Annotated in this window: 28 protein-coding genes; 13 read left to right on the top strand and 15 right to left on the bottom strand. The window is 66.7% G+C overall.

Translation table 11 applies throughout. From position 1 onward, the window contains the following. Positions 1–81 precede the first annotated feature (81 nt). The 10 genes from fliO to fliF form a co-directional block, all read right to left on the bottom strand. Positions 82–462, bottom strand: a complete 381-nt coding sequence (gene fliO / locus AC0Z2B_RS10150; protein WP_416421444.1) for a flagellar biosynthetic protein FliO — start codon at positions 460–462, stop codon at positions 82–84. After that, a complete protein-coding gene (fliN, locus tag AC0Z2B_RS10155; protein WP_476296443.1) occupies positions 459–938 on the bottom strand; it encodes a flagellar motor switch protein FliN in 480 nt (159 codons plus the stop codon). Before fliN ends, fliO begins: the two co-directional genes overlap by 4 nt. Further along, positions 931–1983, bottom strand: coding sequence for a flagellar motor switch protein FliM (fliM, locus tag AC0Z2B_RS10160; RefSeq protein WP_476296445.1), 1053 nt, complete (start codon positions 1981–1983; stop codon positions 931–933). Before fliM ends, fliN begins: the two co-directional genes overlap by 8 nt. A 3-nt stretch (positions 1984–1986) precedes the next feature. Beyond that, positions 1987–2442: a flagellar basal body-associated FliL family protein gene (locus AC0Z2B_RS10165; protein WP_416421441.1), complete on the bottom strand. Its 456-nt coding sequence runs from the start codon at positions 2440–2442 to the stop codon at positions 1987–1989. Between the two features lie 184 nt (positions 2443–2626). Then, positions 2627–3883, bottom strand: a complete 1257-nt coding sequence (locus tag AC0Z2B_RS10170) for a flagellar hook-length control protein FliK (protein ID WP_476296447.1) — start codon at positions 3881–3883, stop codon at positions 2627–2629. Between the two features lie 8 nt (positions 3884–3891). Further along, positions 3892–4344: a flagellar export protein FliJ gene (gene fliJ / locus AC0Z2B_RS10175; protein WP_416421439.1), complete on the bottom strand. Its 453-nt coding sequence runs from the start codon at positions 4342–4344 to the stop codon at positions 3892–3894. 12 nt (positions 4345–4356) lie between these two features. Next, positions 4357–5727, bottom strand: coding sequence for a flagellar protein export ATPase FliI (gene fliI / locus AC0Z2B_RS10180; protein ID WP_476296449.1), 1371 nt, complete (start codon positions 5725–5727; stop codon positions 4357–4359). Continuing rightward, a complete protein-coding gene (locus AC0Z2B_RS10185; RefSeq protein WP_476296451.1) occupies positions 5724–6443 on the bottom strand; it encodes a flagellar assembly protein FliH in 720 nt (239 codons plus the stop codon). Before AC0Z2B_RS10185 ends, fliI begins: the two co-directional genes overlap by 4 nt. After that, the gene (gene fliG / locus AC0Z2B_RS10190; RefSeq protein WP_416421436.1) at positions 6436–7422 is read right to left on the bottom strand and encodes a flagellar motor switch protein FliG; all 987 of its coding nucleotides are present in this window, start codon (positions 7420–7422) and stop codon (positions 6436–6438) included. The genes AC0Z2B_RS10185 and fliG overlap by 8 nt, the downstream gene beginning before the upstream one ends. 1 nt (position 7423) lies before the next feature. After that, a complete protein-coding gene (gene fliF, locus AC0Z2B_RS10195; protein ID WP_476296453.1) occupies positions 7424–9121 on the bottom strand; it encodes a flagellar basal-body MS-ring/collar protein FliF in 1698 nt (565 codons plus the stop codon). Positions 9122–9397: 276 nt separating this feature from the next. Here fliF and fliE point away from each other — a divergent pair, with 276 nt between their 5' ends. The 13 genes from fliE to AC0Z2B_RS10260 all read left to right on the top strand — a co-directional run bounded on the left by fliE (position 9398) and on the right by AC0Z2B_RS10260 (position 22133). After that, positions 9398–9718 carry a flagellar hook-basal body complex protein FliE gene (gene fliE, locus AC0Z2B_RS10200; protein WP_416421434.1) on the top strand — a complete coding sequence of 107 codons (321 nt, stop codon included), beginning with the start codon at positions 9398–9400 and terminating at the stop codon, positions 9716–9718. 363 nt (positions 9719–10081) lie between these two features. After that, positions 10082–11494: a flagellar filament capping protein FliD gene (gene fliD / locus AC0Z2B_RS10205; protein ID WP_416421433.1), complete on the top strand. Its 1413-nt coding sequence runs from the start codon at positions 10082–10084 to the stop codon at positions 11492–11494. 24 nt (positions 11495–11518) lie between these two features. Then, a complete protein-coding gene (fliS, locus tag AC0Z2B_RS10210) occupies positions 11519–11944 on the top strand; it encodes a flagellar export chaperone FliS (RefSeq protein ID WP_416421432.1) in 426 nt (141 codons plus the stop codon). Continuing rightward, positions 11922–12293: a flagellar protein FliT gene (gene fliT / locus AC0Z2B_RS10215; protein WP_473004822.1), complete on the top strand. Its 372-nt coding sequence runs from the start codon at positions 11922–11924 to the stop codon at positions 12291–12293. The genes fliS and fliT overlap by 23 nt, the downstream gene beginning before the upstream one ends. Before the next feature lie 182 nt (positions 12294–12475). Next, positions 12476–12823: a flagellar transcriptional regulator FlhD gene (gene flhD, locus AC0Z2B_RS10220; protein ID WP_233270906.1), complete on the top strand. Its 348-nt coding sequence runs from the start codon at positions 12476–12478 to the stop codon at positions 12821–12823. After that, on the top strand, positions 12816–13370 hold the full coding sequence (gene flhC / locus AC0Z2B_RS10225; protein WP_476296455.1) for a flagellar transcriptional regulator FlhC: 555 nt from the start codon (positions 12816–12818) through the stop codon (positions 13368–13370). Before flhD ends, flhC begins: the two co-directional genes overlap by 8 nt. Positions 13371–13509: 139 nt before the next feature. Then, positions 13510–14385 (top strand): flagellar motor stator protein MotA, encoded by an 876-nt coding sequence (gene motA / locus AC0Z2B_RS10230; protein WP_473004820.1) that lies wholly within the window; start codon positions 13510–13512, stop codon positions 14383–14385. After that, a complete protein-coding gene (gene motB / locus AC0Z2B_RS10235) occupies positions 14382–15191 on the top strand; it encodes a flagellar motor protein MotB (protein WP_416421428.1) in 810 nt (269 codons plus the stop codon). The genes motA and motB overlap by 4 nt, the downstream gene beginning before the upstream one ends. Positions 15192–15370: 179 nt before the next feature. Beyond that, positions 15371–16540, top strand: a complete 1170-nt coding sequence (gene flhB, locus AC0Z2B_RS10240) for a flagellar biosynthesis protein FlhB (RefSeq protein ID WP_476296457.1) — start codon at positions 15371–15373, stop codon at positions 16538–16540. Further along, positions 16537–18627: a flagellar biosynthesis protein FlhA gene (gene flhA, locus AC0Z2B_RS10245; RefSeq protein ID WP_476296459.1), complete on the top strand. Its 2091-nt coding sequence runs from the start codon at positions 16537–16539 to the stop codon at positions 18625–18627. The genes flhB and flhA overlap by 4 nt, the downstream gene beginning before the upstream one ends. Next, positions 18627–20810: a flagellar biosynthesis protein FlhF gene (gene flhF / locus AC0Z2B_RS10250; RefSeq protein WP_476296461.1), complete on the top strand. Its 2184-nt coding sequence runs from the start codon at positions 18627–18629 to the stop codon at positions 20808–20810. Before flhA ends, flhF begins: the two co-directional genes overlap by 1 nt. Further along, positions 20803–21276 (top strand): hypothetical protein, encoded by a 474-nt coding sequence (locus AC0Z2B_RS10255; protein WP_476296463.1) that lies wholly within the window; start codon positions 20803–20805, stop codon positions 21274–21276. The genes flhF and AC0Z2B_RS10255 overlap by 8 nt, the downstream gene beginning before the upstream one ends. A gap of 161 nt (positions 21277–21437) precedes the next feature. After that, positions 21438–22133: an RNA polymerase sigma factor FliA gene (locus AC0Z2B_RS10260; RefSeq protein WP_476296465.1), complete on the top strand. Its 696-nt coding sequence runs from the start codon at positions 21438–21440 to the stop codon at positions 22131–22133. Here the strand turns inward: AC0Z2B_RS10260 and AC0Z2B_RS10265 are convergent. The 5 genes from AC0Z2B_RS10265 to AC0Z2B_RS10285 all read right to left on the bottom strand — a co-directional run bounded on the left by AC0Z2B_RS10265 (position 22130) and on the right by AC0Z2B_RS10285 (position 26058). Continuing rightward, entirely contained in the window at positions 22130–22534 is a 405-nt protein-coding gene (locus AC0Z2B_RS10265) for an adenylyltransferase/cytidyltransferase family protein (protein ID WP_476296467.1), read from the bottom strand. The genes AC0Z2B_RS10260 and AC0Z2B_RS10265 overlap by 4 nt on opposite strands. After that, on the bottom strand, positions 22531–23715 hold the full coding sequence (locus AC0Z2B_RS10270; RefSeq protein WP_476296469.1) for a tetratricopeptide repeat protein: 1185 nt from the start codon (positions 23713–23715) through the stop codon (positions 22531–22533). Before AC0Z2B_RS10270 ends, AC0Z2B_RS10265 begins: the two co-directional genes overlap by 4 nt. Before the next feature lie 36 nt (positions 23716–23751). Continuing rightward, positions 23752–24630: a hypothetical protein gene (locus tag AC0Z2B_RS10275; protein ID WP_476296471.1), complete on the bottom strand. Its 879-nt coding sequence runs from the start codon at positions 24628–24630 to the stop codon at positions 23752–23754. A 110-nt stretch (positions 24631–24740) separates the two neighbouring features. Continuing rightward, the gene (locus tag AC0Z2B_RS10280; protein WP_473004810.1) at positions 24741–25832 is read right to left on the bottom strand and encodes a FliC/FljB family flagellin; all 1092 of its coding nucleotides are present in this window, start codon (positions 25830–25832) and stop codon (positions 24741–24743) included. Between the two features lie 40 nt (positions 25833–25872). Then, entirely contained in the window at positions 25873–26058 is a 186-nt protein-coding gene (locus AC0Z2B_RS10285; protein ID WP_416421418.1) for a hypothetical protein, read from the bottom strand. Between the last annotated feature and the right edge of the window lie 9 nt (positions 26059–26067).

The raw sequence follows: 26067 nt of genomic DNA on the forward strand, positions 1-26067 counted from the left end.
CAAGGCCCTGGGTGCCTTGGGCGAAGGCGCTGTCGATACAGGCGGGCAGCAGGCAGGCGGCCAACAGCAGGGGGCGCAGGTTCATGGCTTGTCCGTCCCGCCCAGGCGTTGCTTCAGGGCCGCGGCCAGGCGCTCGGCGAACGCCGGTGCCAGGGCGGTGGGCGCCACTGCCGGCGCTTGCTCGGGGGCGGGCATCTCGCCCAGCGCGCTGATGTGCTGTGGGGTTACCCCCAGCACCAGCCAGCGTTCCTGCACCTGGACGATGACCACGCGCTCGCGCTGGCCCACCGACGTGCTGCTCACCAGTTGCAGGTGCGCGCCAGGGCGGGTGTGGCCCGGGCGCAGGCGCTTGGCCAGCCAGCCGCACAGCAGGATGCTGGCCACCACCACGGCGAACGCCAGCGCGGTCTTGCCCAGCAGCGCCAGGCCCAGCAGATTGTCGGGGGAGGACGAGCTGCTCATCGGTTGAGTTTCTGCACCCGCTCGGACGGGGTGATGATCTCGGTGATGCGGATGCCGTACTTCTCGTCCACAACGACCACTTCGCCCTGGGCGATCAGGTAGCCGTTGATGAGGATGTCCATGGGCTCGCCGGCCAGGCCGTCCAGCGCCAGCACCGAGCCCTGGGCCAGTTCCAGCAGCTGCTTGATGGTGACCCGGGTGCGGCCCAGCTCGACGCTGAGCTTGACCGGGATGTCCATGATCATTTCCAGGTCGCGGCTCACTGCGCCGCCGCCCTGGCCAGCCAGCGGCCGGAACATCTTGCTGGCGGCCGACGCCGGGGCTTCCACGGGCGCGGCTTCCTGCTCGGCGAGGGCCTCGGCCCACGGGTCGTCGAGGCCGGCGTCGTCGCCCTGTTCAGCCATGGCGCTGGCCCATTCGTCTTCCAGCGACGGTTCGTCCGCCGGGTTGTCCTGGGGGGTGTTCGGGTCAGTCATGGGCGGAGTCCTTGGCTGGGGGCATGGGGCCTTTCACGAAGCTGGCCGCTTCGGGGCCGGCGGGGGAGTGGTCGATCAGGTCTTTCACCAGCAGGGCGCACAGGCCGTCCTGGCTGCCGTATTCACAGGTCATCACCGGCACGCCGTCGACCTTGGCGACGATGGTGTCGGGCAGCTCGATGGGCAGCACGTCGCCCACCTGCAGGGCCATGACCTGGCCGATGCTGGTGTCCAGCTCGGTGAAGTCGGCCACCAGCTCGATGTGCGACTGGGTGATCTCGCCGGCCATCTTGCGGCTCCAGGCGCGCTCGGCGTCCGGGTCGCTGTCGGTCAGCGGGCCGTTGAGCAGCTGGCGCAGCGGCTCGATCATCAAGTAGGGAATGACGATGTTGAAATCGCTGGAGAGGTTGCCCACCTCCAGGTGGAAGGTGGTGTTGACCACGATCTCGTTGGGCGAGCTGGTGATGTTGGCGAACTTGGCCTGCATTTCCGAACGCAGGTATTCGATTTCCAGCGGGTACACCGAGCTCCAGGCGTCCTGGTAGGCGCTGATGGCCAGGCTCAACAGGCGGCGGATGATGCGCTGCTCGGTGCGGGTGAACTCGCGGCCTTCGGACTTGGCCAGGAAGCGCCCGTCGCCGCCAAACAGGTTGTCCACCACCATGAACACCAGGTTGGGCGGAAACACCGTCAGCACGATGCCGCGCAGCGGTTTCATCGCCAGCAGGTTGATGTTGGTGGGCACCGGCACGTGGCGGGAAAAGTCGCTGAAGCTCTGGTAGCGCACGCTGTCCACGGTGATGTCGGCGCTGCGGCGGATCAGGTTGAACAGGCCCATGCGGAAATAGCGGGCGAAGCGTTCATTGATGATATCCAGCGCATGCAGCCGCTCGCGGATCACCCGATGCTGGGTGGCCGGGTCATAGGGGCGGATATGAGCGTCCCAGCTGGTGGCATCGCCATCGGCGGGGTGTTCGTCCTCGCCGCTGACGCCCTTGAGCAGGGTATCGATCTCTTCCTGCGACAACAGGTCTTCTAGGGCCATGGGCTATTGCACGATGAAGTCGGTGTAAAGGACGTCGAGTATGGAAAGCTCGGGTTGGGGTGTAGCCAGGGGCCGCTTGACCAGCTCCAGCACCTTGGCGGCCAGGGCGCTCTTGCCCTGGCTGGTCATCAGCGCGGTGCTGTCCTGTTCGCCCAGCAGCTTGAACAGCTGGCTGCGGATTTGCGGCACGTAGGGTTGCAGGAACGCCTGGGTAGCCTTGTCGCCCACCGTGATGCTGAAGCCGATGTACAGCAGGCGCTGCTCGTGCTGGGGGTTCTGAAGGTTCACCGTCAGCGGCGGGATGGTCACCAGCTCCGGCGCCGCAGGCGGCTGGGCAGCCGGGGCGGTGGCGGTTTCCATGCGGGTCACGTAGTACCAGGTACCGGCGACGCTGGCCGCGGCCAGCACCACAACGCAGAGGATCATCAGCAGCCAGGGGGTCTTGCGGGTCGTGCTCATCCGGTGTCTTCGTAGGTCTGATCAGACAAGCCGCGAGTATGAACACCGGGGCCTGCGGACCATGGCCGGATAAGGGCAGGCAATGCCCCGTATCTTCGGGTTTTGATTGCCCACCGCCCCGTAGCAGCGGCCGCCAGGCCGCGTCATGGGCGCGATGGACGCGGCCTGCGGCCGCTGCTACGGGTTATGTGTAGAGGTCGATGCGGGTCAGCAAGGGCGTGGCGATTGGTTCGCTGGGTTCTTCTTCGGCTACGGATGCACTCGTCGACGGGACATACGGCGCCTGCTGGTCCCGCGCCTGGCGCGACGGCTGGTCGCTGACCGAGGTGTCGCCCAGGGTGATGCCCTGGGCGGCCAGGGCTTCGCGCAGCTGTGGCAACGCCTGCTCCACCGCGCTGCGCACCGCCGGGTGGGCGCAGACGAACTGTGCCTGGGTGCCGCTGGTGTCCTGCTTGAGGCTGATGGACAGCGGGCCGAGGTCGGCCGGGTGCAGTTGCAGGTCGACCTGGTGCTTGCCGCGCTGGTGCAGGTTGAGGACTTGCTGGCTTAGGCCCGACTGCCATTGCGAGCTGCCGACGGCGGCAGTCAGGCTGGGGTTGTTGGTGTTGACCTGCGCGGTTTCGCTGCTCACCGCTGGGCTGGCGGTGGGTGTCCAGGCGCTCAGGGCATCAATGGGTGGTGGGCTGGAGCTGTCGCTGTCGGTGGTCGTGTTGTCGTCCTGGGTCGGGGCGGGCGTCACGGCTGCGGTGGTATCGGTGGGTACGGCGGCGACGGGCGAGGTTTCGTCTTCGCTGACGGCAGGCTCGGTTTTCGGCTCAGTGGTCTTCACGGCGGGCAGGGCGGTGCTGCGCTGGGTCACCAGGGGCGTGGTCTGTGCGGCGGTGTCGGCAACCTCAGGGGTGGTCACGACCGGCGCGGGCATAGGCGCGGGTGCAGCGTAGGCCTGTACCGTGCTGGGGTCCGGAGTGCCGGCGGTGTCGATCAGGTGCATGCGGTCGCGGATATGCTGCAGCTGCGTATCCACGCTGTCGTCGGTATCAGGGGTGGCTTGAGTGTCGGCTGGCTCGGCGGGCGCAGGCGGCACTTCGATGTCTGCGGTTTCCTCTTGCGTCACGACCGGCTGTGGCTTGGCCACTGCGATCGCCGGTGCCGCCACGGGAGCCGTTGGTTCGGACACTGGCTCGGGAGCCGGTTCAGGCAATTGCGGCAAAGGCTCGGTCGGCAGCTCGACGTCGGCTGTTTCGAGCGGAACAGGTTCGGTCAAGACGGGTGGCGTCTCCACGGCCGCCTCTACTGCTACGGGCGCGGTTTGCACTGGCTCCGCCTGCACCTGGGTAGCAGCGTCCAGCGCCTGGGCGAAGACGCTGCCGTCGCTCTCGGCCGCCGTGGCCTGGGGGGCGCTGGCGGCTGCCGGGCTGACCAGCAATGCGGTGATGTCCATGGTGCCTCTCAAGTGCGGGAGAAGGTGCCGGGCTGCTGGCGCATCCGGGCCCCGAGTTCGTCGTCCAGGCGCTGCTCGCGGCGGCCGGCGGTCAGTTGCAGCTGTGCCGCGCGGCGTTGCAGCAGGGTGTCGTAGGCGTGCGCCTTGCGCCATTCGGCCTGCCAGGCCAGCTGGCACTTGTCGATCTCGGCCTGCTGCTTGGCCATGCTGGCGCGCGCGCGGTCCATGGCGGTGTCCAGCGAGGTCAGGAAGGCGCGGTAGTTGGCCAGCCCGGACGGGCTCATGCCTTCCTTGTGCAGCTTGTGCTGCAGGCCCTGGCGGTACTCCTGCTGGTACTGCTGCAGGGTCTTGAGCTGGGCGGCCAGCTGGCGCAGTTGCTGGCGGTGCTGGGCCAGGGTGCGGGCCGCGGCATCCTGGGCCTTGTGCGCCAGTTCAGACAGCAGGTCGAGGGACGAAGTCATGCGGGGGTCTCGTCATTTGCCCGGGAACAGCTGGTTGAGGGCCTGGAGCGTGGCGTCCAGGGTGGTCTGTTCCTGGATGCGCTGTTGCAGGAAGCGCTCCAGGTGCGGGTTGAGCTGCACCGCGCGGTCCAGCAGCACGTCGTGGCCGGGGGCGTAGGCGCCGACGGTGATCAGGTCGCGGTTGCGCTGGAACTTGCTCAGCACCTGCTTGAACTGCTGGGCCTTGCGCTGCTGGCTGTCGCTGACGATGGCGGTCATGGCGCGGCTGATCGACGCCTCGATGTCGATGGCCGGGTAATGCCCGGCTTCGGCCAGGGTGCGCGACAGCACGATGTGGCCATCGAGAATCGCCCGCGCCGAGTCGGCAATCGGGTCCTGCTGGTCGTCGCCCTCGCTGAGCACCGTGTAGAACGCGGTGATCGAGCCGCCGCCGGGCGGGCCGTTGCCGGCGCGTTCCACCAGCTTGGGCAGCTTGGCGAACACCGACGGTGGGTAACCCTTGGTGGCCGGCGGCTCGCCGATGGCCAGGGCGATCTCGCGCTGGGCCATGGCGTAGCGGGTCAGCGAGTCCATGATCAGCAGCACGTCCAGGCCCTGGTCGCGGAAGTCCTCGGCCACGCGGGTGGCGTAGGCGGCGCCCTGCAAGCGTTGCAGCGGCGAGGTGTCGGCGGGCGCGGCCACGACCACGGCGCGGCGCAGGCCCTCCTCGCCAAGAATATTGTCGATGAAGTCCTGCACTTCGCGGCCACGCTCGCCGATCAGGCCCACCACGATGACGTCGGCGCGGGTGTAGCGGGCCATCATGCCCAGCAGCACCGACTTGCCCACCCCGGAGCCGGCGAACAGGCCCAGGCGCTGGCCGCGGCCGACGCTGAGCAGGGCGTTGATGGCGCGAATGCCGACGTCGATCTGGCGGTCGATGGGCGCGCGCTTGAGCGGGTTCAGCGGCGGCGTGGCGAGCGGGCTGCGACGCACGTCGGCCAACGGGCCCTTGCCGTCCAGCGGCTCGCCGCGGCTGTCCAGCACCCGGCCCATCAGCGCCGGGCCCAGCGGAAACTGGCGGCTGGCGGCGCCGCCGGTCTCGCGCTCGTCCAGCGGCAGCACGCGGGCGCCGGGTTGCAGGTCGCCGATCTCTTCCAGCGGCATCAGGTACAGGGTGTCGCTGGCGAAGCCCACCACCTGCGCCTCGGCGTACTCGCCGCCCTGGGTCTCGATGCGGCAGGCGCCGCCCAGGGGAATGCTCAGGCCCACGGCCTCCAGCACCAGGCCGGTGGCGCGCACGATGCGCCCGCTGTGCACGTAGCGCGGGGCCTGGCCCAGGGCCACGCGTTGGGCGTCGAAGTGCTGCTGCCAGCGCGCGGTGATGGGGTTGGCCGGGGTCATGACGTGGCGGCCGGCAGGTTGTCGTGCAGGCGGCTGCGGATGCCGGCCAAGGCGGTTTCCAGGGTGGCGTCGAGTTCGCCGCTGGCGCTGCTCACCCGGCAACCGCCACGGGCCAGGCCGACGTCGGCCAGCAGGCTCCAGCCGGCGGCTTCCAGCGGCTCGCCGAGGGCCTCGCGCACCAGCGCCAGGTCGTCCGGGTGCAGCCACAGCCGCGGCTTGCCGGCCAGCGCCGGCTCATGTTGCAGCAGCGCCTGCACGGTGTGGATCACCTGCTCGGGGTGCGCCTGCAACGCCTGGCCGGCGATCTGCCGGGCAGCGGCCAGGGCCACTTCGGTGAGTTGGGTCAGCAGTTGCCCGTCGAGCTGGCGCAGGGCCTGGTCGAAGTTGTCGCACAGGGCCTGCAGCGGCGCCAGGGTGGCGTGGATCTGTTCCTGCAGCGCCGCCTCGCCGGCCAGCCGGCCTTGCTCCAGGCCCTGGGCATAGCCCTCGGCCTGGCCGGCGCTGAAACCAGCCTCGTGGCCCTGGCGCCGGGCTTCCTCGCGCACCTGGTCGCGCCGCGCCTGCAGCTCCAGCTTGCGCTGGAAGGCATGCTTGCGCTGGGCTTCGGCCTGGGCCTCGTCCAACTCCAGGGCAGGCGGCGCCTCGCTGGGCAGCACGGCCATGCGCCAGGGCTGCCATTGCCCGGTCGCGTCGGGCCAGGCCTGGTCGTCAGACATAGGAGTCGTCCCCGTTGCCGGTCACGATGACGCCGTTGTCGGCCAGGCGGCGCACCACCTGCAAGATGGCCTTCTGCTCGGCTTCCACCTGGGACATGCGCGTCGGCCCGCGGGCCTCCATGTCTTCGCGGAACAGCTGCGCGGCACGCTGCGACATGTTCATCAGGAACTTGTCCAGCAGCGCCGTCGGCGCACCCTTGAGGGCGATGGACAGCGAGTTGGTCTCCACTTCCTGGAGGATGGTCTGGATGCCGCGGTCGTCGATGTCCAGCAGGTTCTCGAACAGGAACATCTCGTCGAGGATCTTCTGGGTGAGGTCTTCGTTGTGCGCGCGCAGGGTCTGGATGGCCGACTCTTCCAGGGTCGAGTTCATCAGGTTGAGAATCTCGGCCACGGTGCGCACGCCGCCCATCTTGCTGCGCTTGAGGTTCTGGCCGTCGAGCATGCCGCCCAGCACTTCGGTCAGCTCCTGCAGCGCCACCGGCTGCACGCCGCTGAAGGTGGCGATGCGCAGGATGATGTCGTTGCGCTGGCGCTCCTCGAACAGTTCGAGGATGTCCGAGGCCTGGTGGCGGTCCAGGTGCACGAGGATGGTGGCGATGATCTGCGGGTGTTCCTCGCGGATCATCTCGGCCACCAGCGAAGCCTCCATCAGGTTCAGCTTGTCGATGCCCGAGCCGCCATCGTTGGCCTCCAGAATGTCGTCGATCAGGCTGGCGGCGCGCTCGCTGCCCAGGGCCTTGGTCAGCACCGCGCGAATGTGGTCGCTGGACTGGATGTTGATGGCCGCGTACTGCTCGGTTTCCTCGATGAACTCCTCGAGCACCTTGCGCATTTCGTCGTGGGACACCTGGCTCAGGCGCGCCATCTCCATGCTGATGCTTTCCACGTCCTGGCTGGGCAGCAGCTTGAACACTTCGGCGGCCTCGTCGGCCTCCAGCGACAGCAGCAGGATGGCGCTGCGGCGGGTAGCGGTCATTTTACTTGTCATCTTTTTTCATCCAGCCCCTGATGATCATGGCGATCAGGCGTGGGTCTTCCACGGAGATCTCGCGCAGGCGTTTCATGTTCTGCTCGTAGCCCTGGGCCTTGCGCTGGCCGGCCGGCATTTCCACGGTCTCGCCGCTGGCGGTGACGATGGTCGGCGGCGCCTCGGCTTCCTGGGCGGCCTTCAGGGCCTGGGCGTGGCGCTTGTTCATCGGGCGCAGCACCATCAGCCACAGCAGTAGGGCGATCAGGGCCACCAGCAGGTAGCGCGACAGGCTCATGGCCAGGCCGTAGAACTCCGGGGTGCGCCACCAGGCCAGTTCCGGGCCGCTGGTGTCTTCGCTGGCGAACGGGCTGTTGATCACCTTCAATTCATCGCCGCGCGCTTCGGTGAAGCCCATGGCCTGGCGCACCAGGCTGTCGATGTTGGCCAGTTCTTCCTTGCTCAGGGGTTCCTGGGCCGGCTTGCCGTCCTTCTCCGTGGCGCGGTAGTTGATGACCACGGCGGTGGTCAGGCGCGTGACTTCGCCCTGGGCCTGCTTGACGTGCTCGACGCTGTGGTCGACCTCGTAGTTGGTCATGCGCTCGCTGTGCAGGGTCTTGCTGCGTGCCGAGGCGCTGGTGTCGCTGTCGTCGGTGGCGGCCTGGCTGCCTTCGCCCGGTTTCGCCGGTGCGGTGGCGCGGGTCGCCGGTGGCTGGTTGGGCGGGGTGTTGGTCAGCGCGCCGGGCACGCCGCGGGCGGCCGAATCGCTGCCGGCCAGGCTTTCGTTGACCTGCTTGCTGCGTACCGCGGCGTGGTCGGGCGACTGGTTGGGCTCGTAGTGTTCGGCGGTGCTCTCGCGGCTGTCGAAGTCGACCTTGGCCACCACTTGCGCGTGCACGTTCTGGCGGCCCAGCAGCGGCGCGAGGATGTCCTCGATGCGGCGCTGGTAGGAGCGTTCGATGTCGCGCACGTAGGTCAGCTGGGTGCCATCCAGGCCGTTGCTGTCGCTGGGGTTCTGCGACAGCAGGCGGCCGCTCTGGTCGACGATGGTGACGCCGTCGATGCTCAGGTCGGCGACGCTGGAAGACACCAGGTGGGCGATGGCGTTGGCCTGGCTCTGGCCCAGCTCGCGGCCGGGCTGCAGGTTGAGCATCACCGAGGCGCGGGCCGGCTCGCGTTCGCGCACGAACACCGACTGGCGTGCCATCACCAGGTGCACCCGGGCGCTGGCGATCGGCCCCAGGGATTCGATGGTGCGCGCCAGTTCGCCTTCCAGGCCGCGCTGGTAGTTGAGCTGTTCGGCGAATTGGCTGACGCCGAAGGCCTGCTTGTCCATCAGCTCGAAACCGACGTTGCCGCCCTTGGGCAGCCCCTGTTCGGCCAGCTGCAGGCGCAGCGCGTTCATCTGCGCGGCCGGCACCAGGATGGCGTGGCCACCTTCGCTGAGGCGGTAGGGGATCTGGCGCTTCTCCAGCTCGCTGATCACCTGGCCACCGTCGGCCTCGCCGAGGTTGGAGAACAGCACGCGGTATTCAGGCTCGCGTGCCCACAGGGCCAGCACCACCAGCAGGGCCACGGCGGCCGCGCCAGCCAGCACCAGGGGCAGCGGTTGCCCGCGCAGGCGCGCCAGCAACGGTTCGAAGACGCCGGTCTTGTGCTTGGCGGGGGTGACTTTGGCGGAGCCTTTCCCTTGGGCCGCGTTACTCACACGCACCTCGCAGGCGAGGGTAGGGGCGGTACAAAAGACATTGCTCGTTCCGGTGTCGAAAGTGGTCGAGAAGCCTCGCCGCAGTGGTGCGGCGGAGCAGCCTGTTGCCAGCGCTGGCAGGTATCGCAGGGCGGCTATTATCTCGACCCGCCCCGGATCTAAAGGACGGAAAAGCCAGCGCTTTTGTAGCCAATTGGTTGCTTGTGAGAGACCGCCACCTTGTTAACCTTTGGTGCTATCACCTTGCCTTCTTTTCTGTCTGGACAAGTTCTTGCCATGAATACATCCGCTATTGCCGCCGCCCTGCAGCAACTCAACCTGATGGCCAACGAGTCCCAGGGCGCAAGTTCTGTTCTGTCGAGCAGCGCCGCCGGTGGCGGCTTCGGCGGCGAACTGCAGGCCTCGCTCAAGCGCATCAACCAGCTGCAGAACACCGCCGTGCAGCGCTCCAACGCCTTTCAGGCCGGCAGCCCGGACGTTTCGCTCAATGACGTGATGGTGGATATGCAGAAAGCCTCGGTAAGCCTGCAGATGGGCGTGCAGATGCGTAACCGCCTGGTGACTGCTTATAAAGACGTGATGGCCATGCAGGTTTGAACGAGGGAAATGTATCTGTCTGTACGTATGTCGATACGTTCGGGTGCTTGAAGGTCGTGATGAAAAAAAATTCAGGAATGAACTAAGGGTGTACTCGGGTGGATACCCGGAGGGCTCAGGTGTGTAACTGGCTTATTACTTAGGTTGCAGCGACGAAAGTGCCGTCAACATGGGTTGTTGGAAGTCTGGAAGTTACAAAAAAAGCCTTTGTTTAAAAGGCGTTACTTAAAAAATAAATAGACATGTGTCGTTAAAGTTTTATATTCGGCTGCCGATTTCCTCTGCGTCATTGCGAATGTTTCATTCGTGATGGGGTGACTTTTGATTGGCCCTGCTTAATAGGCGCGGACCTGTGAGGACTATATGACGACGACCACTTCCACTTCTTCCTCTTCTGCTACCAGCGGAACCATTACCTCGTTGGGCGTGGGGTCGGGGCTGGATCTGGACTCGATTCTCGATAGCCTTGAAGAGGCCCAGGAAACCAGCCTGTTGACGCCGATCGAGAACGAAGAAGACGACATCAACGCCGAAATCACCGCGTATGGCACCTTGACCAGTTCCCTCACCAGCCTGCAGACGGCCATCGAGACGCTGACCGATCCCGACACCTACGATGCCCTGACCAGCAGCGTCAGCGGCACTGGCACGAGCGCGGCCGTCACCAGCGAGGCGGTGACCGGCACCTATTCGATCGTGGTCAGCCAGCTGGCCAGCGCGCAGAGCCTGGCCACCGATGGTGTCGCCGATTCTACAACGGCCCTGGGCACCGGTACCCTGACTATTACAGTGGGTGACGACGAAAGCTTCAGCATCGACCTGACGTCGAGCAACAACACCCTGGAAGGTATCCGCGACGCCATCAATGACGCCGGCGGCTCGGTAACCGCCTCCATCGTCAACGACGGCAGCGACACCCCGTACCGCCTGGTGCTGACCTCCAACGACACCGGCACCGACTCGGAAATGACCGTGACCTTCGACGGCACGGGCGACGCCGCCGACCTGTTCGGCTACAGCGCCGACAGCGACAGCAACGCCATGACCGAGACCGTGGCCGCCGCCGATGCGCTGCTGACCGTGAACGGCCTGAGCGTCACCAGCCAGAGCAACACGGTGGAGGAGGCCCTGCAGGGCGTGACCCTGAGCCTGACCGACACCGGCACCTCGACCCTGACGGTGAAGCGCGACACCGACTCGATCATCGATGCCATCAACGATTTCGTCGACGCCTACAACTCGTACGCCTCGACCATGGACACGCTGACGTCCTACGACGCCGACGACGACACCGCCGGCACCCTGCTGGGTGACTCCACCACGCGCCGCGTGGACAGCACCCTGAGCAAGGACCTGTACAACTCGATCTCCAACAGCACCTTCAGCTACCTGTCGCAGCTGGGGATCAGCCTGGGCGTGGACGGCACCCTGAGCATCGACGACGACACGCTGGAAGACGCGGTGACCAATAACCTCAGCGACGTCACCGACTTTTTCGTGGGCACCGATGACAGCGAGGGCTTCGCCACGCAGATGGCCGCCGACCTGGATACCTTCCTGGACGAGGACGACGGCTCGATCGTCTCGGTGGTCAACGACCTGAACGACCAGCTCGACGACCTGGAAGAGAAGTACGAAGACAAGCAGGACTACATCGACAGTGTGATGGACCGCTATACCGAGCAATTCACGGCCCTGGACACACTGATTTCCGAGCTTGATTCGACAGCGGACTACCTCACTACCCAGTTCGATGCGTTGAGCAGTGATGATTAATCCTCGATAGATGGGAGTGAGGTTGTGAGTGTATTGCGCGGAGCGAATGCCTACGCGACGGTGGGGTTGGAGAGCGGCATCCTGGCCGCCTCGCCGTACCAACGAATCGTGATGTTGTTCGACAGCTACCAGGCTGCCATCCGTACCGCCCGGCTGCACATGCAGGCGGGCGACATGGCCGGCAAGGGCCGGGCCATCACGTCGGCCATCAAGATCGTCAGCCGCGGCCTGCGCGGCTCGCTGGACCTTGAGCGCGGCGGCGAGATCGCCGCCAACCTGGACCAGCTCTACGACACGGTGGTGCGGCTGTTATTGCGGGCCAATCTGCATAACGACGAGGAGGTCCTGGATGTGGCAGCAAGCCTGATTGAAAACATTGGTTCCGCGTGGCGGCAGATAGGACCTCGAGTCGAGGGGGAGGATGGCGATGTCGCAAGCGCAGGTGGTTGAGTCGTACGAGCGGTTGCTGGCGCAGTCGCAACGCATGCACGAGTGCGCGTTGCAGGGGGACTGGGAGCAAATCCTGTTGTTGAAGTCCGAGGGATTGATCGATGAAGAGACCCTGCGGCGCGAAGAGGCCGGGGTGCAACTGGACGACGAACATCGTCGTCGCAAGTTCGAGTTGATCAGGCGAATACTCGAACTGGAAGTTGAGGTTCGCAAATGCCTGGCCGAGCGCCAGAGTCATCTGGGTGCACTGATAGTTGCCGGCCGCTTGAAGCGCGGACAAGGCAAGGCATATATGCCAAGTGCCACTGTTAGGCCACTACTTAGGGCAGTGGTTCGTCCGGAAGTTTAATACTGCGACAGGATGTCGCGACCAATAAGAAATGTATCTCCAACATTACCCGCCAACGAGCCGTGGCAACACTTTGTTGTCATCTTGATACTGGTTGGTGGGCCAGGGTTATAAATAGCAAATCGGTCCGTAATATCTAGGCGGACCTGCCAACTGATACGACAAGTGCAGGGGAGTAGCAAGTGTTGAACGCCGATAGAGGTCTGGAAGACATTCAGGATCTGAATTTTTCTTATTTGTTGCTGGTACAACGGCTGTTGCGCAAGGACCGTGCTACCGCCATGTTCCGTCTCAAGTTGACCGAGGGCATGGCGGACCTGCTGGTGAAGCTGACCAGCAAGCAGCTGACCCAGTTGGCGCGCATCAACCAGCTGGTGTGCCGCCCGGTGTTCGATGAAGCCGAGTGCCTGTCGCGGGTGTTGGGGAACTCCCGCGAGCTGGGCCTGGTGGAAATTCATTCGTCGTTGCTGATGGCGTCGGTGGACGCCGGGGGCGACACGGGGGGACGCGTGGGGCAGGCCCATGTCTGAGAAAAGTCTGGTCGAGGAGATGTTCCAGGTGCAGCTGGCGATCGAGCTGATCGAGCTGGGCGCGCGCCTGCAGGTGCTGGAGGTGGAAACCAGCCTGAGCCGTGGCCGGCTGATCCGCCTGTACAAGGAAGTGCGTGGCGTGTCGCCACCCAAGGGCATGCTGCCGTTCTCCACCGACTGGTTTGTGACCTGGCTGCCGAATATTCATTCGTCCCTGTTCTACGGCATTTATCTGCGGCTGACGCGCATTGGTTGTGATCGCATCGAGGCGTTCATCAAGGCCTACCGCCTATACCTGGAGCAGGTAGGCGGCGACGATGAGTCCGAGGTGGTGCTGGGCCTGACCCGCGCCTGGACGCTGGTGCGCTTCTTTGAAAGCGACATGCTGGAGCTGGTGTGCTGCTCGTCCTGCACCGGCAATTTCGTCGCCCACTCCCATGGCCCGGCGCAGCGCTATGTGTGCGGGATCTGCCAGCCGCCGTCGCGTGCGGGCAAGACCTTGAAGCGTCGTGAGAGTGAAGAGCTGGACGATTTGCGCCAGGCGTAGGAATTCGCGGTGCCTGTGACGCGGCCTGATGGCCGCTGCTACAAGGCTGCGTCATGGCCGCGAGGCTGCGGATTAAAGTTGCCCCCCGCCACGCCGATCTTCGCCAAGGCCACTCCCGGCGTTGAAAAAGGAACGGCCTGTGCTCATTGCGTTAGGACTCATCGGTATCCTGTTGTCGGTCTTCGGCGGCTATGCGCTGTCAGGCGGCAGCCTGGGGCCGCTGTACCAGCCCACCGAAATGCTCATGATCGGTGGCGCGGCCCTGGGGGCTTTCGTCGCTGCCAACAACGGCAAGGCAATCAAGGCCACCCTGGGCACCGTCGGCCGCCTCAAGCGCAGCACCCGCTACCACAAGGCCTTGTACCTGGACGTGCTGGCGCTGCTCTACCACCTGCTGGGCAAGGCCCGCCGCGAGGGCATGCTGGCGGTGGAGCGCGACATCGACGAGCCCGGGCAGAGCCCGTTGTTCGCCGACTACCCGGCGTTGCTCGACGACCCGATGATCCTGACCTTCATCACCGACTACATGCGCCTGATCCTCAGCGGGCAGATGCAGGCCCATGAGCTGGACGAGCTGATGCTGCACGAGATCGAGGCCTTCGAGCACGAGGCGCACATCCCCGCCGATGCCCTGTACAAGGTCAGCGACGCGCTGCCGGCGTTCGGCATCGTTGCCGCGGTGATGGGCGTGGTGAAGGCGCTGAGCGCCGTCAACGTGGGCCCGGACCTGATGGGTGAAATGATTGCCCACGCCCTGGTGGGCACCTTCCTGGGCATCTACCTGGCCTATGGCGTGATCGCCCCGCTGGCCAGCCGCATCGACCGCCAGGTGGCCGAGGCGGTGAAGATGCTGCAATGCCTGCGCATGACGTTGCTGGCCAGCCAGCAGGGCCTGGCGCCGATGCTGGCGGTGGAGTTCGGCCGCAAGGCCCTGCACCACGGCGAGCGGCCGTCGGCCCTGGAACTGGAAAGCTACCTGCGCGGCACGCCGGTCGGCGCCATGGCCCTGGGATGAGCGAGCGTCCGATCATTGTGCGGCGGCGCAAGGGCGCCGGCCACGGCCACCACGGCGGCGCCTGGAAAATCGCCTTCGCCGACTTCATGACCGCGCTGATGGCGCTGTTCCTGGTGCTGTGGGTGCTGTCCAACGCCAGCAAGTCGCAGAAGAACGCAGTGGCCGACTATTTCAGCACGCCGCTGCTCAGCGCCATCAACCGCAGCCAGAACCCCATACCCGGTGGCACCCCGGCGCTGGCGTTCAAGGAGACTTCGCTCAACCCCATCGAGCTGCCGGCGCGGCCGTTGTCCGAGGAGGAGTTCAAACGCCTAGATGCCCTGCGCCAGCGCCTGCAGCGGGTGATTCGGCTGAACCCGGCGCTCAAGGACCTGAGCAAGCAGATCCTCATGGAGCTGACCCCCGAAGGGCTCAACCTGCAGCTGATCGACAGCGAGCAGCGGCCCATGTTCGAGCTGGGCAGCGCACGGGTGGCGCCGTACATGCGCACCCTGCTGCGCACCATCGCGCCGGTGCTCAACGAACTGCCCAACAGCGTGCAGATCAGCGGCCACACCGACAGCCACCCCTATGCCGGCGGCGAGGCCGGCTACAGCAACTGGGAGCTGTCGGCCGACCGCGCCAAGGCATCGCGGCTGGAGCTGGTGAGCGGCGGCCTGGACTCCGCCAAGCTGCTGCGCATCTCCGGCATGGCCGACCGCATTCCCACGCGCAACGCCGAGCCGGCGGACGCGGCGAACCGGCGCATCGAGATCACCGTGCTGGACAGCCAGGTGGCGCAGAAAATCCTCACCCGCAACGAGTGACCGGCCCCGTAGCAGCGGCCCAAGGCCGCGTCCGAGCCCGCCGCCAATCCACGGCGTACCCCGACGCGGCCTTTGGCCGCTGCTACGGGAAATAAGCGTGGTTTGTGCTTCTGTTCCAACGATGGGGCCGGCAGGCGGCTAAGCAAAATACCGCCCTTATCACCAGCCGATGAACCGCCATGGCGGAAGACACTAGCAACGAAGACAAAACCGAATCGGCGTCAGCGCGCAGAATCGAGAAAGCCCGCGAGCAGGGCCAGGTGGTGCGCTCCCGCGAGCTCAATACCTTCCTGGTGCTGCTGACCGGCGTGGCTGCGCTTTGGGGCGGTGGCGGCTGGTTCTACGGGCAGCTGTGCCAGGTGCTGGAGCACGGGCTGCTGTTCGAACGCGCCCAGGCCTTCGACAGCACGCGCATGGTCCAGGCCGCGCTGGGCCTGGCGCAGCTGGGGTTGCTGACGGTGATGCCGTTCCTGCTGGTGCTGATGCTGGCCGGTGTCGCTGCCTCGCTGCTGCTGGGCGGGCTGGTGATCACCCTCAAGGCCCTGCAGCCGAATTTCTCGCGCATGAACCCTATCGCCGGCCTGGGCCGCATGTTTTCCCTGCGCGCCCTGGCGGACCTGGGCAAGGCCTTGGCCAAGGCGTTCCTGGTGGGCTGCGTGGCGGTGCTGTTCCTCAAGAGCCATGCGCTGCTGTTGCTCGATCTCACCGGCATGCCCGTGGAGCTGGCGCTGGCCACGGCCATGGGCCTGGTGGCCAAGGCCTGCGCGCTGGTCATCGGTTCGCTGGTGCTGGTGGTGGGCCTGGACGTGCCGTTCCAGTTCTATACCTACTACCAGAAGCTGCGCATGACCCGCGAAGAGGTGCGCCAGGAGCACAAGGACACCGACGGCGACCCGCACATCAAGGCGCGCATCCGTCGCCAGCAGCAGCTGATGGCGCGCTCGCGAATGATGAGCAAGGTGCCCAAGGCCGACGTCATCGTCACCAACCCCACCCACTACGCCGTGGCCCTGGCCTACCAGGACAAGATGTCGGCGCCGCGGGTGATCGCCAAGGGCGCCGATGAGGTGGCCGCGCGCATCCGCGAGCTGGGCGAGGAGCACCGCATTCCCATGCTCGAGGCGCCGGCCCTGGCCCGTGCCCTGTATTTCCACGTGGATATCGACCGCGAGATTCCCGCCACCCTTTACACCGCCGTGGCCGAGGTGCTGGCCTGGGCCATGCGCCTCAAGCGCGTCAGTGAGGCCGGTGGCCGGGTGCCGCCCAAACCGAAAAACCTGCTGGTACCCGCCGGCATGGATCAGCCTGGCCCCCTGGGGGCTGCCGCCGAGGAAACACCGAACCAATGAACGCCATGACCAACCTGCTGGGTCCCGATTCCTGGCTGGCCAGGGCCGACCTGAAACTGCTGGCCGGCCCCGTGCTGATCGTCATGATCCTGTCGATGATGATCCTGCCGCTGCCGCCGTTCGTGCTCGACCTGCTGTTCACCTTCAACATCGCCCTGGCGATCATGGTGCTGCTGGTGAGCATGTTCACCGAGAAGCCCCTGGACTTCTCGGCGTTCCCGGCGGTGCTGCTGTTCACCACTTTGCTGCGCCTGTCGTTGAACGTGGCGTCCACCCGCGTGGTGCTGATGGAAGGCCACCAGGGCCCGGATGCGGCCGGCCGCGTGATCGAGGCGTTCGGCGAGTTCCTGGTGGGCGGCAATTTCGCCGTGGGCATGGCGCTGTTCCTGATTCTGGTGATCATCAACTTCATGGTCATCACCAAGGGCGCCGGGCGTATCGCCGAGGTGGGCGCGCGTTTCACCCTGGACTCCATGCCCGGCAAGCAGATGGCCATCGACGCTGACCTCAACGCCGGCCTGATCGGCGAGCCGGAAGCGCGCAAGCGCCGCCGCGAGGTGGCCCAGGAAGCCGACTTCTACGGTTCCATGGACGGTGCCAGCAAGTTCGTGCGCGGCGACGCCATGGCCGGCCTGGTGATCATGGGCGTCAACGTGGTGGGCGGCCTGATCATCGGCATGTTGCAGCACGGCATGGCCTTCGCCGATGCCGCGCACACCTACACCATGCTCACCATCGGCGACGGCCTGGTGGCGCAGATCCCGGGGCTGGTGATTTCCATCGCCGCCGGTGTCACCGTCTCGCGAGTCAATACCGAGGAAGACGTTGGCCAGCAGATGATCGGCCAGCTGTTCATTCGGCCCCAGGTGCTGATTCTCACCGCTGGCGTTATCGGCCTGCTGGGCCTGGTGCCGGGCATGCCCAACCTGGTGTTCCTGCTGTTCACCGCGCTGCTCGGCGGCCTGGGCTGGTGGCTGCACAAGCGTGACCAGCAGCAGGCCGCCGCGCCGCAGGAGCAGGTGGTGCCCAAGGCCGCCGCGCAAAGCTCCGAGGCCAGCTGGGATGACGTCAGCCTGGTGGACACCCTGGCGCTCACCGTCGGCCACCGCCTGATCCCGCTGGTGGACAGCCGCCAGCAGGGCGAGATGCTGGTGCGCATCAAGAGCGTGCGCAAGAAGTTCGCCCAGGACGTGGGCTTCCTGCCGCCGGTGGTGCGGGTGCGCGACAAGGTCGACATGCTGCCCAACACCTACGTCATCAGCCTCAACGGCGTAGAGGTGGGACGCGGCGAGCTGTTCCCCGGCAAGTGGCTGGCGATCAACCCCGGCCAGGTCACCGGCAAGCTGGAGGGCGAGGTGATCGTCGACCCGGCCTTCGGCCTGCCGGCCATCTGGATCGACTCGAGCATGCGCGAACACGGGCAGATCTTCGGCTACACCGTGGTCGACGCCAGCACCGTGGCCGCCACCCACCTCAACCACCTGCTGTACCTGCACGCCAAGGACATGCTGGGCCGTGGCGAGGTGCAGAAGCTGCTGGACAAGCTGGGCAAGGACAACAAGGCGCTGGTGGAGGAGGTGGTGCCCAAGCTGGTGTCCATGGGCACCTTGCAGCGCATCCTGCAGCACCTGCTGGAGGAGGAAGTCTCGATCCGCGACCTGCGCAGCATCCTCGACGCGCTGGCCGAGTTCGTCACCGCCCAGCCCGAAGCCGACGTGCAGGACATGACCGCCGTGGTGCGCGTGGCCCTGGGCCGCGCCATCACCCAGCAGTGGTTCCCCAACAAGACCGAGCTGCACGCCATTGGCCTGGGCTCGAACCTGGAGCAGGTGCTGCTGCAGGCCGTCACCAGCGGCGGCGCCCTGGAGCCGAGCCTGGCCGACAACCTGATGCAGCAGACCGAAATCGCCCTGGCGCGCCAGGAGGTCAGCAACCACCCGGCGGTGGTCGTGGTGCCGAGCAAGCTGCGGCCGCTGCTGTCGCGCTTCCTGCGCCGGCGCCTGCGGCAGCTGGTGGTGATGTCCCTGGCAGAGATTCCGGAGGGCCGGACCTTGCGTATAACCAGCCTGATTGGAGGTGGTAACTGATGGGCGTGCAACGATTCGTCGGTGCCAATAGCCGCGAAGCCATGCACCAGGTGCGCCTGGTGCTGGGGGAAGATGCGCTGATTCTGTCCAGCCGCAGCGTCGAGCAGGGCGTGGAGATCATGGCCGTGGCCGACGGCGAGCCGGCGCCGCTGAGCCCGCGCCGCGCGGCGGCCGCCTATGCCCGCCAAGCGCCGGAGCTTGTTGCACCTGCACCTGCCGTTCAGGCACCCATGCCAGCCAATGACTTCACGGCCCTTGGCGAGCTGCTGCGCGGTGAAATGGAGCAGATGCGCCAACTGCTCAAGCACCAGCAACCGGCACCCGTCGACGAGCCGCGCCAGGCCCTGCTGCGCGACCTGCTGGCCAGCGGCTTCAGCCACTGCCTGAGCCAGGAACTGCTGGACGCCGCCCCCGTGGCACCGCCGCTCGACGGCCCCGGCCGGGCCACCTGGCTGGCCGAGCGCCTGGGCGCGCGGCTGTCGGTGCTGGCGGACGACACGGCGCTGCTGGAAGAGGGCGGGGTCATCGCCCTGGTCGGCCCCACTGGCGTGGGCAAGACCACCACCACCGCCAAGCTGGCTGCACGTTTCGTCATGCGCCATGGCGCCGGCGGCCTGGCGTTGGTGACCACCGACAGCTTCCGTATCGGCGCCCATGAACAACTGCGCATCTACGCCGAGCTGCTGGGCGGCGAAGTGCACGCGCTGGGCGTCGAGGACGACATCGAGCAGCTGCTGGCCAGCCTCGCCGACAAGCGCCTGGTGATCATCGACACCGTTGGCATGAGCCAGCGCGACCAGCGCCTGCTGGCGCAGATCAAGCGCCTGGCCAACGGCGACAGCCTGGTGCGGCTGATGCTGGTGCTCAACGCCGCCAGCCATGGCGACACCCTCGACGAGGTGGTGGACACCTACCGCCGCGCGGCCGTGAGTGCCGGCACCCGCCTGCGTGACTGCATCATCAGCAAGTGCGACGAGGCCCCGCGCCTGGGGCCGGTGCTGGACGTGCTGATCCGCCACGACCTGCGCTTGAACTACTCCGCCAGCGGCCAACAGGTGCCCGAGGACCTGCAGCTGGCCGACCCGGCGCAGTTGCTGGGGCAGGCCCTGACCCGCGAACGGCCCTCCCTGTACAGCGCGCAGCCGGGCGCCGCGCCGGGCAAGGGGCAGCAGCTCGACACCCTGGCCCGCAACCTGCTTGGCCACGGCCGCTTGCTGGGCACGCTGCGCGCCAGCCTGCACCAGCAGGTCGAGGATTTCGGCCTGCTGGAAAGCGCCTGGCAGATGGCCGAACTGGCGCCTACGGACCAGGGCCCGGCCTTGGCCCGGCTGCTGGCCGCAGCCCCGCTCGCCGTCGGCTCGGCGCGCCAGGCGCTGTGGGGGGCGGAGCGACCGGTGGTGGGCGCCACCTGGCGCATGCCGGTGCTGAGTTTTGCCGCCGATGGCGCCTTGGGCATCCGCCCGTGGCTGGCCCACCAGTTGCCCATCGGTGCGCGCCAGCGGCTGGACTGGAGCGCGGCGACGTTGCAGGCCAGCCGCCATGTGTGGGCCGGCTGCCCGGGGCGCGACCTGGCGCAGCGCCTGCAGCAGTCGGGGCAGGCCTGGCTGGCGGGCGCCCAGCGTGGCCAGCGGGTGGTGCAGGGCGGCCAGGCCTGCAACCTCGCGCAGCTTGCCGAGCGCGGCCAGGCCCACGGTTTCCAGGCCCTGCGCCAGCGCGGCCGCTGGGTGAAGTTCGAACTCAGCCACCTGCCGGTGGCCCTGGCGGCCCTGCCGGAACAGCCCGTGCGGGCCTGGTTCGGCACGCTGCGCCACTGCGACAGCGAGCAGGTGCTGGGCCAGCGCTATTGGTTGGCGGACGGCAATGCTGATGTCGCGCAGCAGGCAGCCAGCATTGGCCGGTTGCAGATGTGCGAGTCCTTGCCATCGCTGACCCTGCGCGCCTGGAACATCCTCGGCGAGCGCCAGGGGCCCTTGCACGCGGAGCTGCGCCTGTTCCTGGCCGCGGCGCTGGCGGCCTGCGCCTGCCGCCTGGACCAGGAAGACGCGCCCTGGGCGCCGGTGGTGCGCCAGCAACTGCTGGAGCTGTATGGCAAGCGCCGGGTGTGCAGCCCGCTGTTGCTGCTGGAAAGCCTGCTGCATATGCTCACCAGCCGCGCCGCCCTGGCTGGCCTGCTTCATGAGTGACCAGGCCCAGGGCCTGCGCCGCTGGGCCGAGCTGCGTGCGCGGCAAAGCCAGCGCCCTGTGCCGACGCTGGTGGTCGTGGGGCCGCCGTCCGTGGCGGTTGCGGCCATGGCCACGCTGCGCCGCTGGGCCGGCTTGGGCCACCCATGGGTGGGCGACCCGGCGCGCTGGCAGGTGCTGACGGTTAGTGCTGGCGCCGGCAACGTCGCCGAGCTGGCGCGGCAGCACTCGCGCTGGGCGCTGTGGCTGGGCGCCGGGCCGGACGATTACCGCCGCGCCTGCCTGGAGCTGCGCCAGCTGGTCGCCGCCGGTGGCCCGCGGCGCCTGCTGATGCTGCATGGCGGCGTGGTTGCACGGGCAACCGTGCTGGAAAACCTGCGCGGCGCGGCCTTGCGGATGCTCGGCGTGCAGCTGCTGATGGTGGCCGAAACCCCCGTCTCGCCGGCCCTGACCGCCACCCCTGGATAAAGTTCAATCGACCGAAAAGCCACCAAACGCCACGGCTATTCCGCCCTTACCCACGCAGGGTAAGCAGTAATAATGCCCGCGCCCATGACCCGCCAGCCACGCCGTGACCCCACGTGGGGCAGGGCATGCCCTCAGTTTCCTCATCACACCAGGCCTGCAGGATGTACACAGCTCAGGGAAAAATAAAATCAAGCGAGTTGCTGGAACAGTACCTGCCACTGGTACGGCGGCACGCGCTTGAGTTGAAAACCAGGGTGCCAGCCAACGTCGAGCTGGATGACCTGGTGCAGGCCGGCAGCATTGGGCTGCTGGACGCCCTGGCCCGCTATGACACCACCCAGGGTGCCACCTTCGGCACCTTCGCTTCCCAGCGTATCCGCGGCGCCATGATCGACGAGCTGCGCAGCCGCGACTGGGCGCCACGCAGCGTGCGCCGCAACGCGCGCGCCATGAAGGGCATCATCCGGCGCCTGGAGCAGGCCTTGGGCCGCCCGCCCGAAGAGCGTGAAATCGCCCAGGCCATGGAGCTGTCGCTGGAGCAGTACCGGCAGTTGCTGCTGGACATCAACGGCTGCCAGCTGATGCCCATCGAAGACATGGGCGAGGAAGAAGCCAATGGCATCAGCAGCGGCTACGGCGCCTCGCCGTTCGTGGAGCTGGTGCAGGAACGCAACCGCGACCGGTTCATCAAGGCCCTGGATGCGCTGCCCGAGCGTGAGCGCATGCTGTTGGCGCTGTACTACCAGGAAAAGCTCAACTTCAAGGAAATCGGCGCCGTGCTCGGCGTCAGCGAGTCGCGGGTGTGCCAGCTGCACAGCCTGGCGGTGTCGCGCCTGCGCGACGCCCTGGCCGATTAGGCCGCGGGCGCCGGGCTGGCCAGGCAGTGCTTCAGCGCTGAACTGGAAATGCCCGGCGTGCGCGGCAGGTAGCGCACTTCGCACAGCGACCTGAGGGTGTCGAAGTGCCCCTTCCAGTCATCCCCCATGCCGAACACCGACACGCCCAGGCGGCGAATGTCGTCGGCTTTCTGCGCCCAGCAGGTTTCCGCCAGGGTCATGTCCACGCACTTGAGTGAACGCACGATGTCCAGGCGGTCGGCGAAGGGAATCACCGTTTGCTTGCCCTTGAGCAGGTTGAACTCGTCGGTGGACACCCCGACGATCAGCGTGTCGCCCAGCGCGCGCAGGTTGCGCAGCAGGTTCAGGTGGCCGATGTGGAACAGGTCGAAGGTGCCGTAGGTGATGACGACACGGCTCATGCTGGCAGCACCGCGTCCAGGGCCGCGCGTGCCTGCAGCAGCAGGCTGTCGTCCGGGCGGTGCACCAGCGCGTGGCCGGCCAGGGCGCGGGCCTTGTGCAGGTGGCCGCTTTCGATGTGCGAGTAGATACGCGACACGGCGTAGCACTCGGTCAGCAGGGCAAAGCCGCAGAGGTTTCGGGCAGCAATCACCGTGTCGAACTGTGCATCGGGGGTGCGCCAGTCGCCGTACACGGCGGTCAGCCAGGTGTCGGCGTTGCGCAGTTGCCACAGCGGCCTGCCGTCGGGCGCCTGGCCCTTGTCCAGGTGCAGGGTGGGGTAGCGGGTCTGGCGGTGCCATTCGCGCGGGCCGTCCTTTACCCAGAAACCGGTGCAGGTGTTGCCGTCGCCGTCGACCACGAAGCCCGACAGGTCCAGGGAAACCTTGTGCAGCGGATGGTAGAACGCCTTGGGGTTGGTCAGCCGGTGCGAGCCCACCGGTTCCACCCAGCCGCGGCGGAGCAGGCAGTGGGTGGCGCGCTCCATCTCGCAGTGCGGCAGGCCGAAGTCGATGTCCTTGTCGAAGGGCAGCAAGCCGCCCTCGCGGGTCAGGCCCAGCAGGGTGCCGTAGGCGGCGAAGGCATGCACGCCGGCCTGGCACAGCGCCGCCAGGGTGTCCCACAGCAGTTGCTCCACCTGGGGCTTGTTGAAGTCGCTGCGCGGTGCCTTGGGCGTCTGCGTGATCGGCTGTTGCAGGCGCAGGGCCAGGGCCTGGCGGTAGTGCTCCAGGGCTTCGGGCAGGCGCACCTGGTGGTGGCGGATCACGCCCATCACCAGCTGCGCCGATGTGCTCTGGGGGGCCAGTTGCAGGGCCCGGGCCACCAGGGTTTCGGCGCGCTCGCTGTCTTCCTGCTGGTTGTGGATCTCGCCCAGCTTGACCAGCACCTGCACCTGGTCGGGGTCCAGTTCCAGGGCACGTTCGAGCAGCGGTATCGCTTCGGCGGTGTGTTTGTGCTTGCTCAGCAGCAGGCCCAGGTCCGCGTGCAGGCGGGCGTTGCGCGGCGCCAGGGGCAGGGCCTGGCGGAAGCTGGCGATGGCTTCGTCAGTGCGCTGCTGCTTGAGCAGGGCGCGGCCGCTGTTGATGTAGGCGTTGGCCGCTGCTTCGGACTTGTTGTGCAAGGGGATGCGGGCGGTGCGAGACATGATGGACCCCGGTTGAGTGGCTGGACGAGCAGGCCGTTACCACGGCGCTGGGCTGTACTCGGCGGTGAGGGTGAAGGTGGTGGCCTCGAGGCTGGCCGCCGGCACGTAGTGGCGGGCGCTCAGGTAGCGGGCGGCCTGGCCCTGGTCGATGTCGGCCAGCAGCCGGTAGGCCAGGTCGTGCAGCCCGTAGGCAGTATCGAGGGCGAAGGCCAGCTTCAGCCGCCGCTGCGCTGGCAGCTGCGCCAGGCGCGCAGGCGTCGGGATGAACAGCGCCTGCAGCGTGTGCAACTGGGTGGCGCGTGGCTCGGCCAACTGCAGGTCGGCGGGGAACTGGCTCAGGTGGCTGGGTGCATGGAAGCGGTAGAACTGCAGGCCATGCTCGGCCAGGCGCTGGCACAGCGGGCCAAACTCGAAATCGCCCGCGTGGGGGGTGAGCATCGACAGGCTGACCTGGGCCAGCAGCACGTGCTGCAACGTGGCGGCGCCATGTTCGAGGATGGCCAGGGTGTCGTGGCGGTCGTCCAGCACCAGCCAGTCCAGGGCCTTGAGCCCTTGCAGCTGGTCGAGGCGGGCGCTGCGGATAGGCAGGCGCGCCAGCACCTGGGCACCGCGCTGCAACGGCGCGGGCACCGGCACCAGCGGCTGCGGCGCGCGGCTGGTGCTTTGGCGCGGGTCCAGGCAGGCGTGCAGGGTCAGCGGGCGGCCATCGCCCAGGGCTACGCCGTTGATCATCTGCACTTCGGGGTGGGCGGCCAGCGGCGAGCCGTGCAACAGGCTGGCCGGGTCGAAAATGATGACGCTCAGGGCGTCCAGGGCCATCAGCTCGGCGAAGTCGGGGCGGCTGGCAAGGCCGGCGCCGTGGTCGAGGGTGACCAGGCGGCCCTGGAAATTCCAGTTGAAGGTGATCGCCGTCATGGTCCGGTGGTCCTGAAGGAATTCTGTGGGAAAGCCAAGGGTAGGGCGCGAGGCCCTGGGGTGAAGCGGCAAGAACAGGCCCGCCACGGGGCCTGTTCCGCTTATGGCGCTTATTGCAGCAGCGACAGCATTTGTTGCGGGGTGGAGTTGGCTTGCGCCAGTACCGAAGTACCTGCCTGTTGCAGGATCTGGGCGCTGGTCATGGCCGAAACTTCAGTGGCGTAGTCCACGTCTTCGATGCCCGAACGTGCCGAGGTCAGGTTGGTCTCGGTGGTGGAGATGTTGGAGATCGCCGAGTCGAACCGGTTCTGCACCGCACCCAGGTCCGAACGCATGGAGTCCACGGTGTTCAGCGCCGAGTCCAGGGTGGTCAGGGTGTTGGTGGACTTCTTGGTCACTTCGTTGTCAGTGTCGATGCTCACCGAGACCGTGGCGGTGGAACCACTGCCATCGACGGTCACGTCGGCGGCGTAGTAGGTGGCAGTCGAACCGCTGCCTACTTGCAGGAAGTAGTCGCCGTCGTCGTCCTGCACCAGGGTGCCGCCGGTGGAGCCGCTGCCGCCGTAGGTGATGGCCTTGCCCGACTTGTCGGTGATGGTGGTGTTGGTGCTGGACAGCGTCATCGAGGCGCCGCCTTCGTCTTCCACCGAAGCGCTGCTCAGCGAGCCGTCGTAGCCGTTGACGTTGAAGCCGCTCAGGCCCAGGGTGGAGCTGTTGATTTCGCTCAGCTTGATGTCGATGGTCTCGCCATCGTTGGCGCCGACCTGGATGGTGATGGTCTGGTCGGAGTCCAGCACGCTCACGCCGTTGAACGCGGTCTGCGAGGAGATACGGTCGATCTCGTCCAGGCGCTGGGTGATTTCGTCCTGGATCGACTGCAGGTCGGACTGCGAGTTGGTGCCGTTGGCAGCCTGTACCGACAGCTCACGGATACGCTGCAAGTTGTCGTTCACCTCGTCCAGCGCGCCTTCAGTGGTCTGCGCCAGGGAGATGCCGTCGCTGGCGTTGCTGCTGGCCTGGTCCAGGCCGGTGATCTGCGAGCTCATGCGGTTGGCAATGGCTTCACCGGCGGCGTCGTCGGAGGCGCTGTTGATTTTCAGGCCCGAGGACAGGCGTTCGATGGAAGTGCTCAGGGAGCTTTCCGACGAACTCAGGTTCTTCTGGGCGATCATCGACGTGATGTTGGTATTAATGACGGACATGCTGCACTTCCTTCTGTGTAGGGGCCTGGAACCCAGGGTTTCAGCGGCTTTGGCCTAACCCCTGGGTTTTAACCGCGAAGATCGGCACCACCCCTTCCACCTTTAGAAATGCCCGAAAATTTTTTCCCCGGCGGCGTTCGTCGCTGGATTTCGACGGGAAAAAGGGCTGTGTTAGCGGCATTGAATCCACCACGCGCGCGTTATAAATCCGGCCGTTGCTGTTCATTTACCGGAG

It is taken from the genome of Pseudomonas sp. GYB4201 (genome assembly GCF_056312595.1).

What these genes read in the sequence shown, in the direction of transcription:
- fliO (WP_416421444.1), bottom strand. Translation starts at nt 462, where the DNA reads ATGAGCAGCTCGTCCTCCCCCGACAATCTGCTGGGCCTGGCGCTGCTG.
- fliN (WP_476296443.1), bottom strand. Translation starts at nt 938, where the DNA reads ATGACTGACCCGAACACCCCCCAGGACAACCCGGCGGACGAACCGTCG.
- fliM (WP_476296445.1), bottom strand. Translation starts at nt 1,983, where the DNA reads ATGGCCCTAGAAGACCTGTTGTCGCAGGAAGAGATCGATACCCTGCTC.
- AC0Z2B_RS10165 (WP_416421441.1), bottom strand. Translation starts at nt 2,442, where the DNA reads ATGAGCACGACCCGCAAGACCCCCTGGCTGCTGATGATCCTCTGCGTT.
- AC0Z2B_RS10170 (WP_476296447.1), bottom strand. Translation starts at nt 3,883, where the DNA reads ATGGACATCACCGCATTGCTGGTCAGCCCGGCAGCCGCCAGCGCCCCC.
- fliJ (WP_416421439.1), bottom strand. Translation starts at nt 4,344, where the DNA reads ATGACTTCGTCCCTCGACCTGCTGTCTGAACTGGCGCACAAGGCCCAG.
- fliI (WP_476296449.1), bottom strand. Translation starts at nt 5,727, where the DNA reads ATGACCCCGGCCAACCCCATCACCGCGCGCTGGCAGCAGCACTTCGAC.
- AC0Z2B_RS10185 (WP_476296451.1), bottom strand. Translation starts at nt 6,443, where the DNA reads ATGTCTGACGACCAGGCCTGGCCCGACGCGACCGGGCAATGGCAGCCC.
- fliG (WP_416421436.1), bottom strand. Translation starts at nt 7,422, where the DNA reads ATGACCGCTACCCGCCGCAGCGCCATCCTGCTGCTGTCGCTGGAGGCC.
- fliE (WP_416421434.1), top strand. Translation starts at nt 9,398, where the DNA reads ATGAATACATCCGCTATTGCCGCCGCCCTGCAGCAACTCAACCTGATG.
- fliD (WP_416421433.1), top strand. Translation starts at nt 10,082, where the DNA reads ATGACGACGACCACTTCCACTTCTTCCTCTTCTGCTACCAGCGGAACC.
- fliT (WP_473004822.1), top strand. Translation starts at nt 11,922, where the DNA reads ATGTCGCAAGCGCAGGTGGTTGAGTCGTACGAGCGGTTGCTGGCGCAG.
- flhC (WP_476296455.1), top strand. Translation starts at nt 12,816, where the DNA reads ATGTCTGAGAAAAGTCTGGTCGAGGAGATGTTCCAGGTGCAGCTGGCG.
- motB (WP_416421428.1), top strand. Translation starts at nt 14,382, where the DNA reads ATGAGCGAGCGTCCGATCATTGTGCGGCGGCGCAAGGGCGCCGGCCAC.
- flhB (WP_476296457.1), top strand. Translation starts at nt 15,371, where the DNA reads ATGGCGGAAGACACTAGCAACGAAGACAAAACCGAATCGGCGTCAGCG.
- flhA (WP_476296459.1), top strand. Translation starts at nt 16,537, where the DNA reads ATGAACGCCATGACCAACCTGCTGGGTCCCGATTCCTGGCTGGCCAGG.
- flhF (WP_476296461.1), top strand. Translation starts at nt 18,627, where the DNA reads ATGGGCGTGCAACGATTCGTCGGTGCCAATAGCCGCGAAGCCATGCAC.
- AC0Z2B_RS10255 (WP_476296463.1), top strand. Translation starts at nt 20,803, where the DNA reads ATGAGTGACCAGGCCCAGGGCCTGCGCCGCTGGGCCGAGCTGCGTGCG.
- AC0Z2B_RS10260 (WP_476296465.1), top strand. Translation starts at nt 21,438, where the DNA reads ATGTACACAGCTCAGGGAAAAATAAAATCAAGCGAGTTGCTGGAACAG.
- AC0Z2B_RS10265 (WP_476296467.1), bottom strand. Translation starts at nt 22,534, where the DNA reads ATGAGCCGTGTCGTCATCACCTACGGCACCTTCGACCTGTTCCACATC.
- AC0Z2B_RS10270 (WP_476296469.1), bottom strand. Translation starts at nt 23,715, where the DNA reads ATGTCTCGCACCGCCCGCATCCCCTTGCACAACAAGTCCGAAGCAGCG.
- AC0Z2B_RS10275 (WP_476296471.1), bottom strand. Translation starts at nt 24,630, where the DNA reads ATGACGGCGATCACCTTCAACTGGAATTTCCAGGGCCGCCTGGTCACC.
- AC0Z2B_RS10280 (WP_473004810.1), bottom strand. Translation starts at nt 25,832, where the DNA reads ATGTCCGTCATTAATACCAACATCACGTCGATGATCGCCCAGAAGAAC.
- AC0Z2B_RS10285 (WP_416421418.1), bottom strand. Translation starts at nt 26,058, where the DNA reads ATGAACAGCAACGGCCGGATTTATAACGCGCGCGTGGTGGATTCAATG.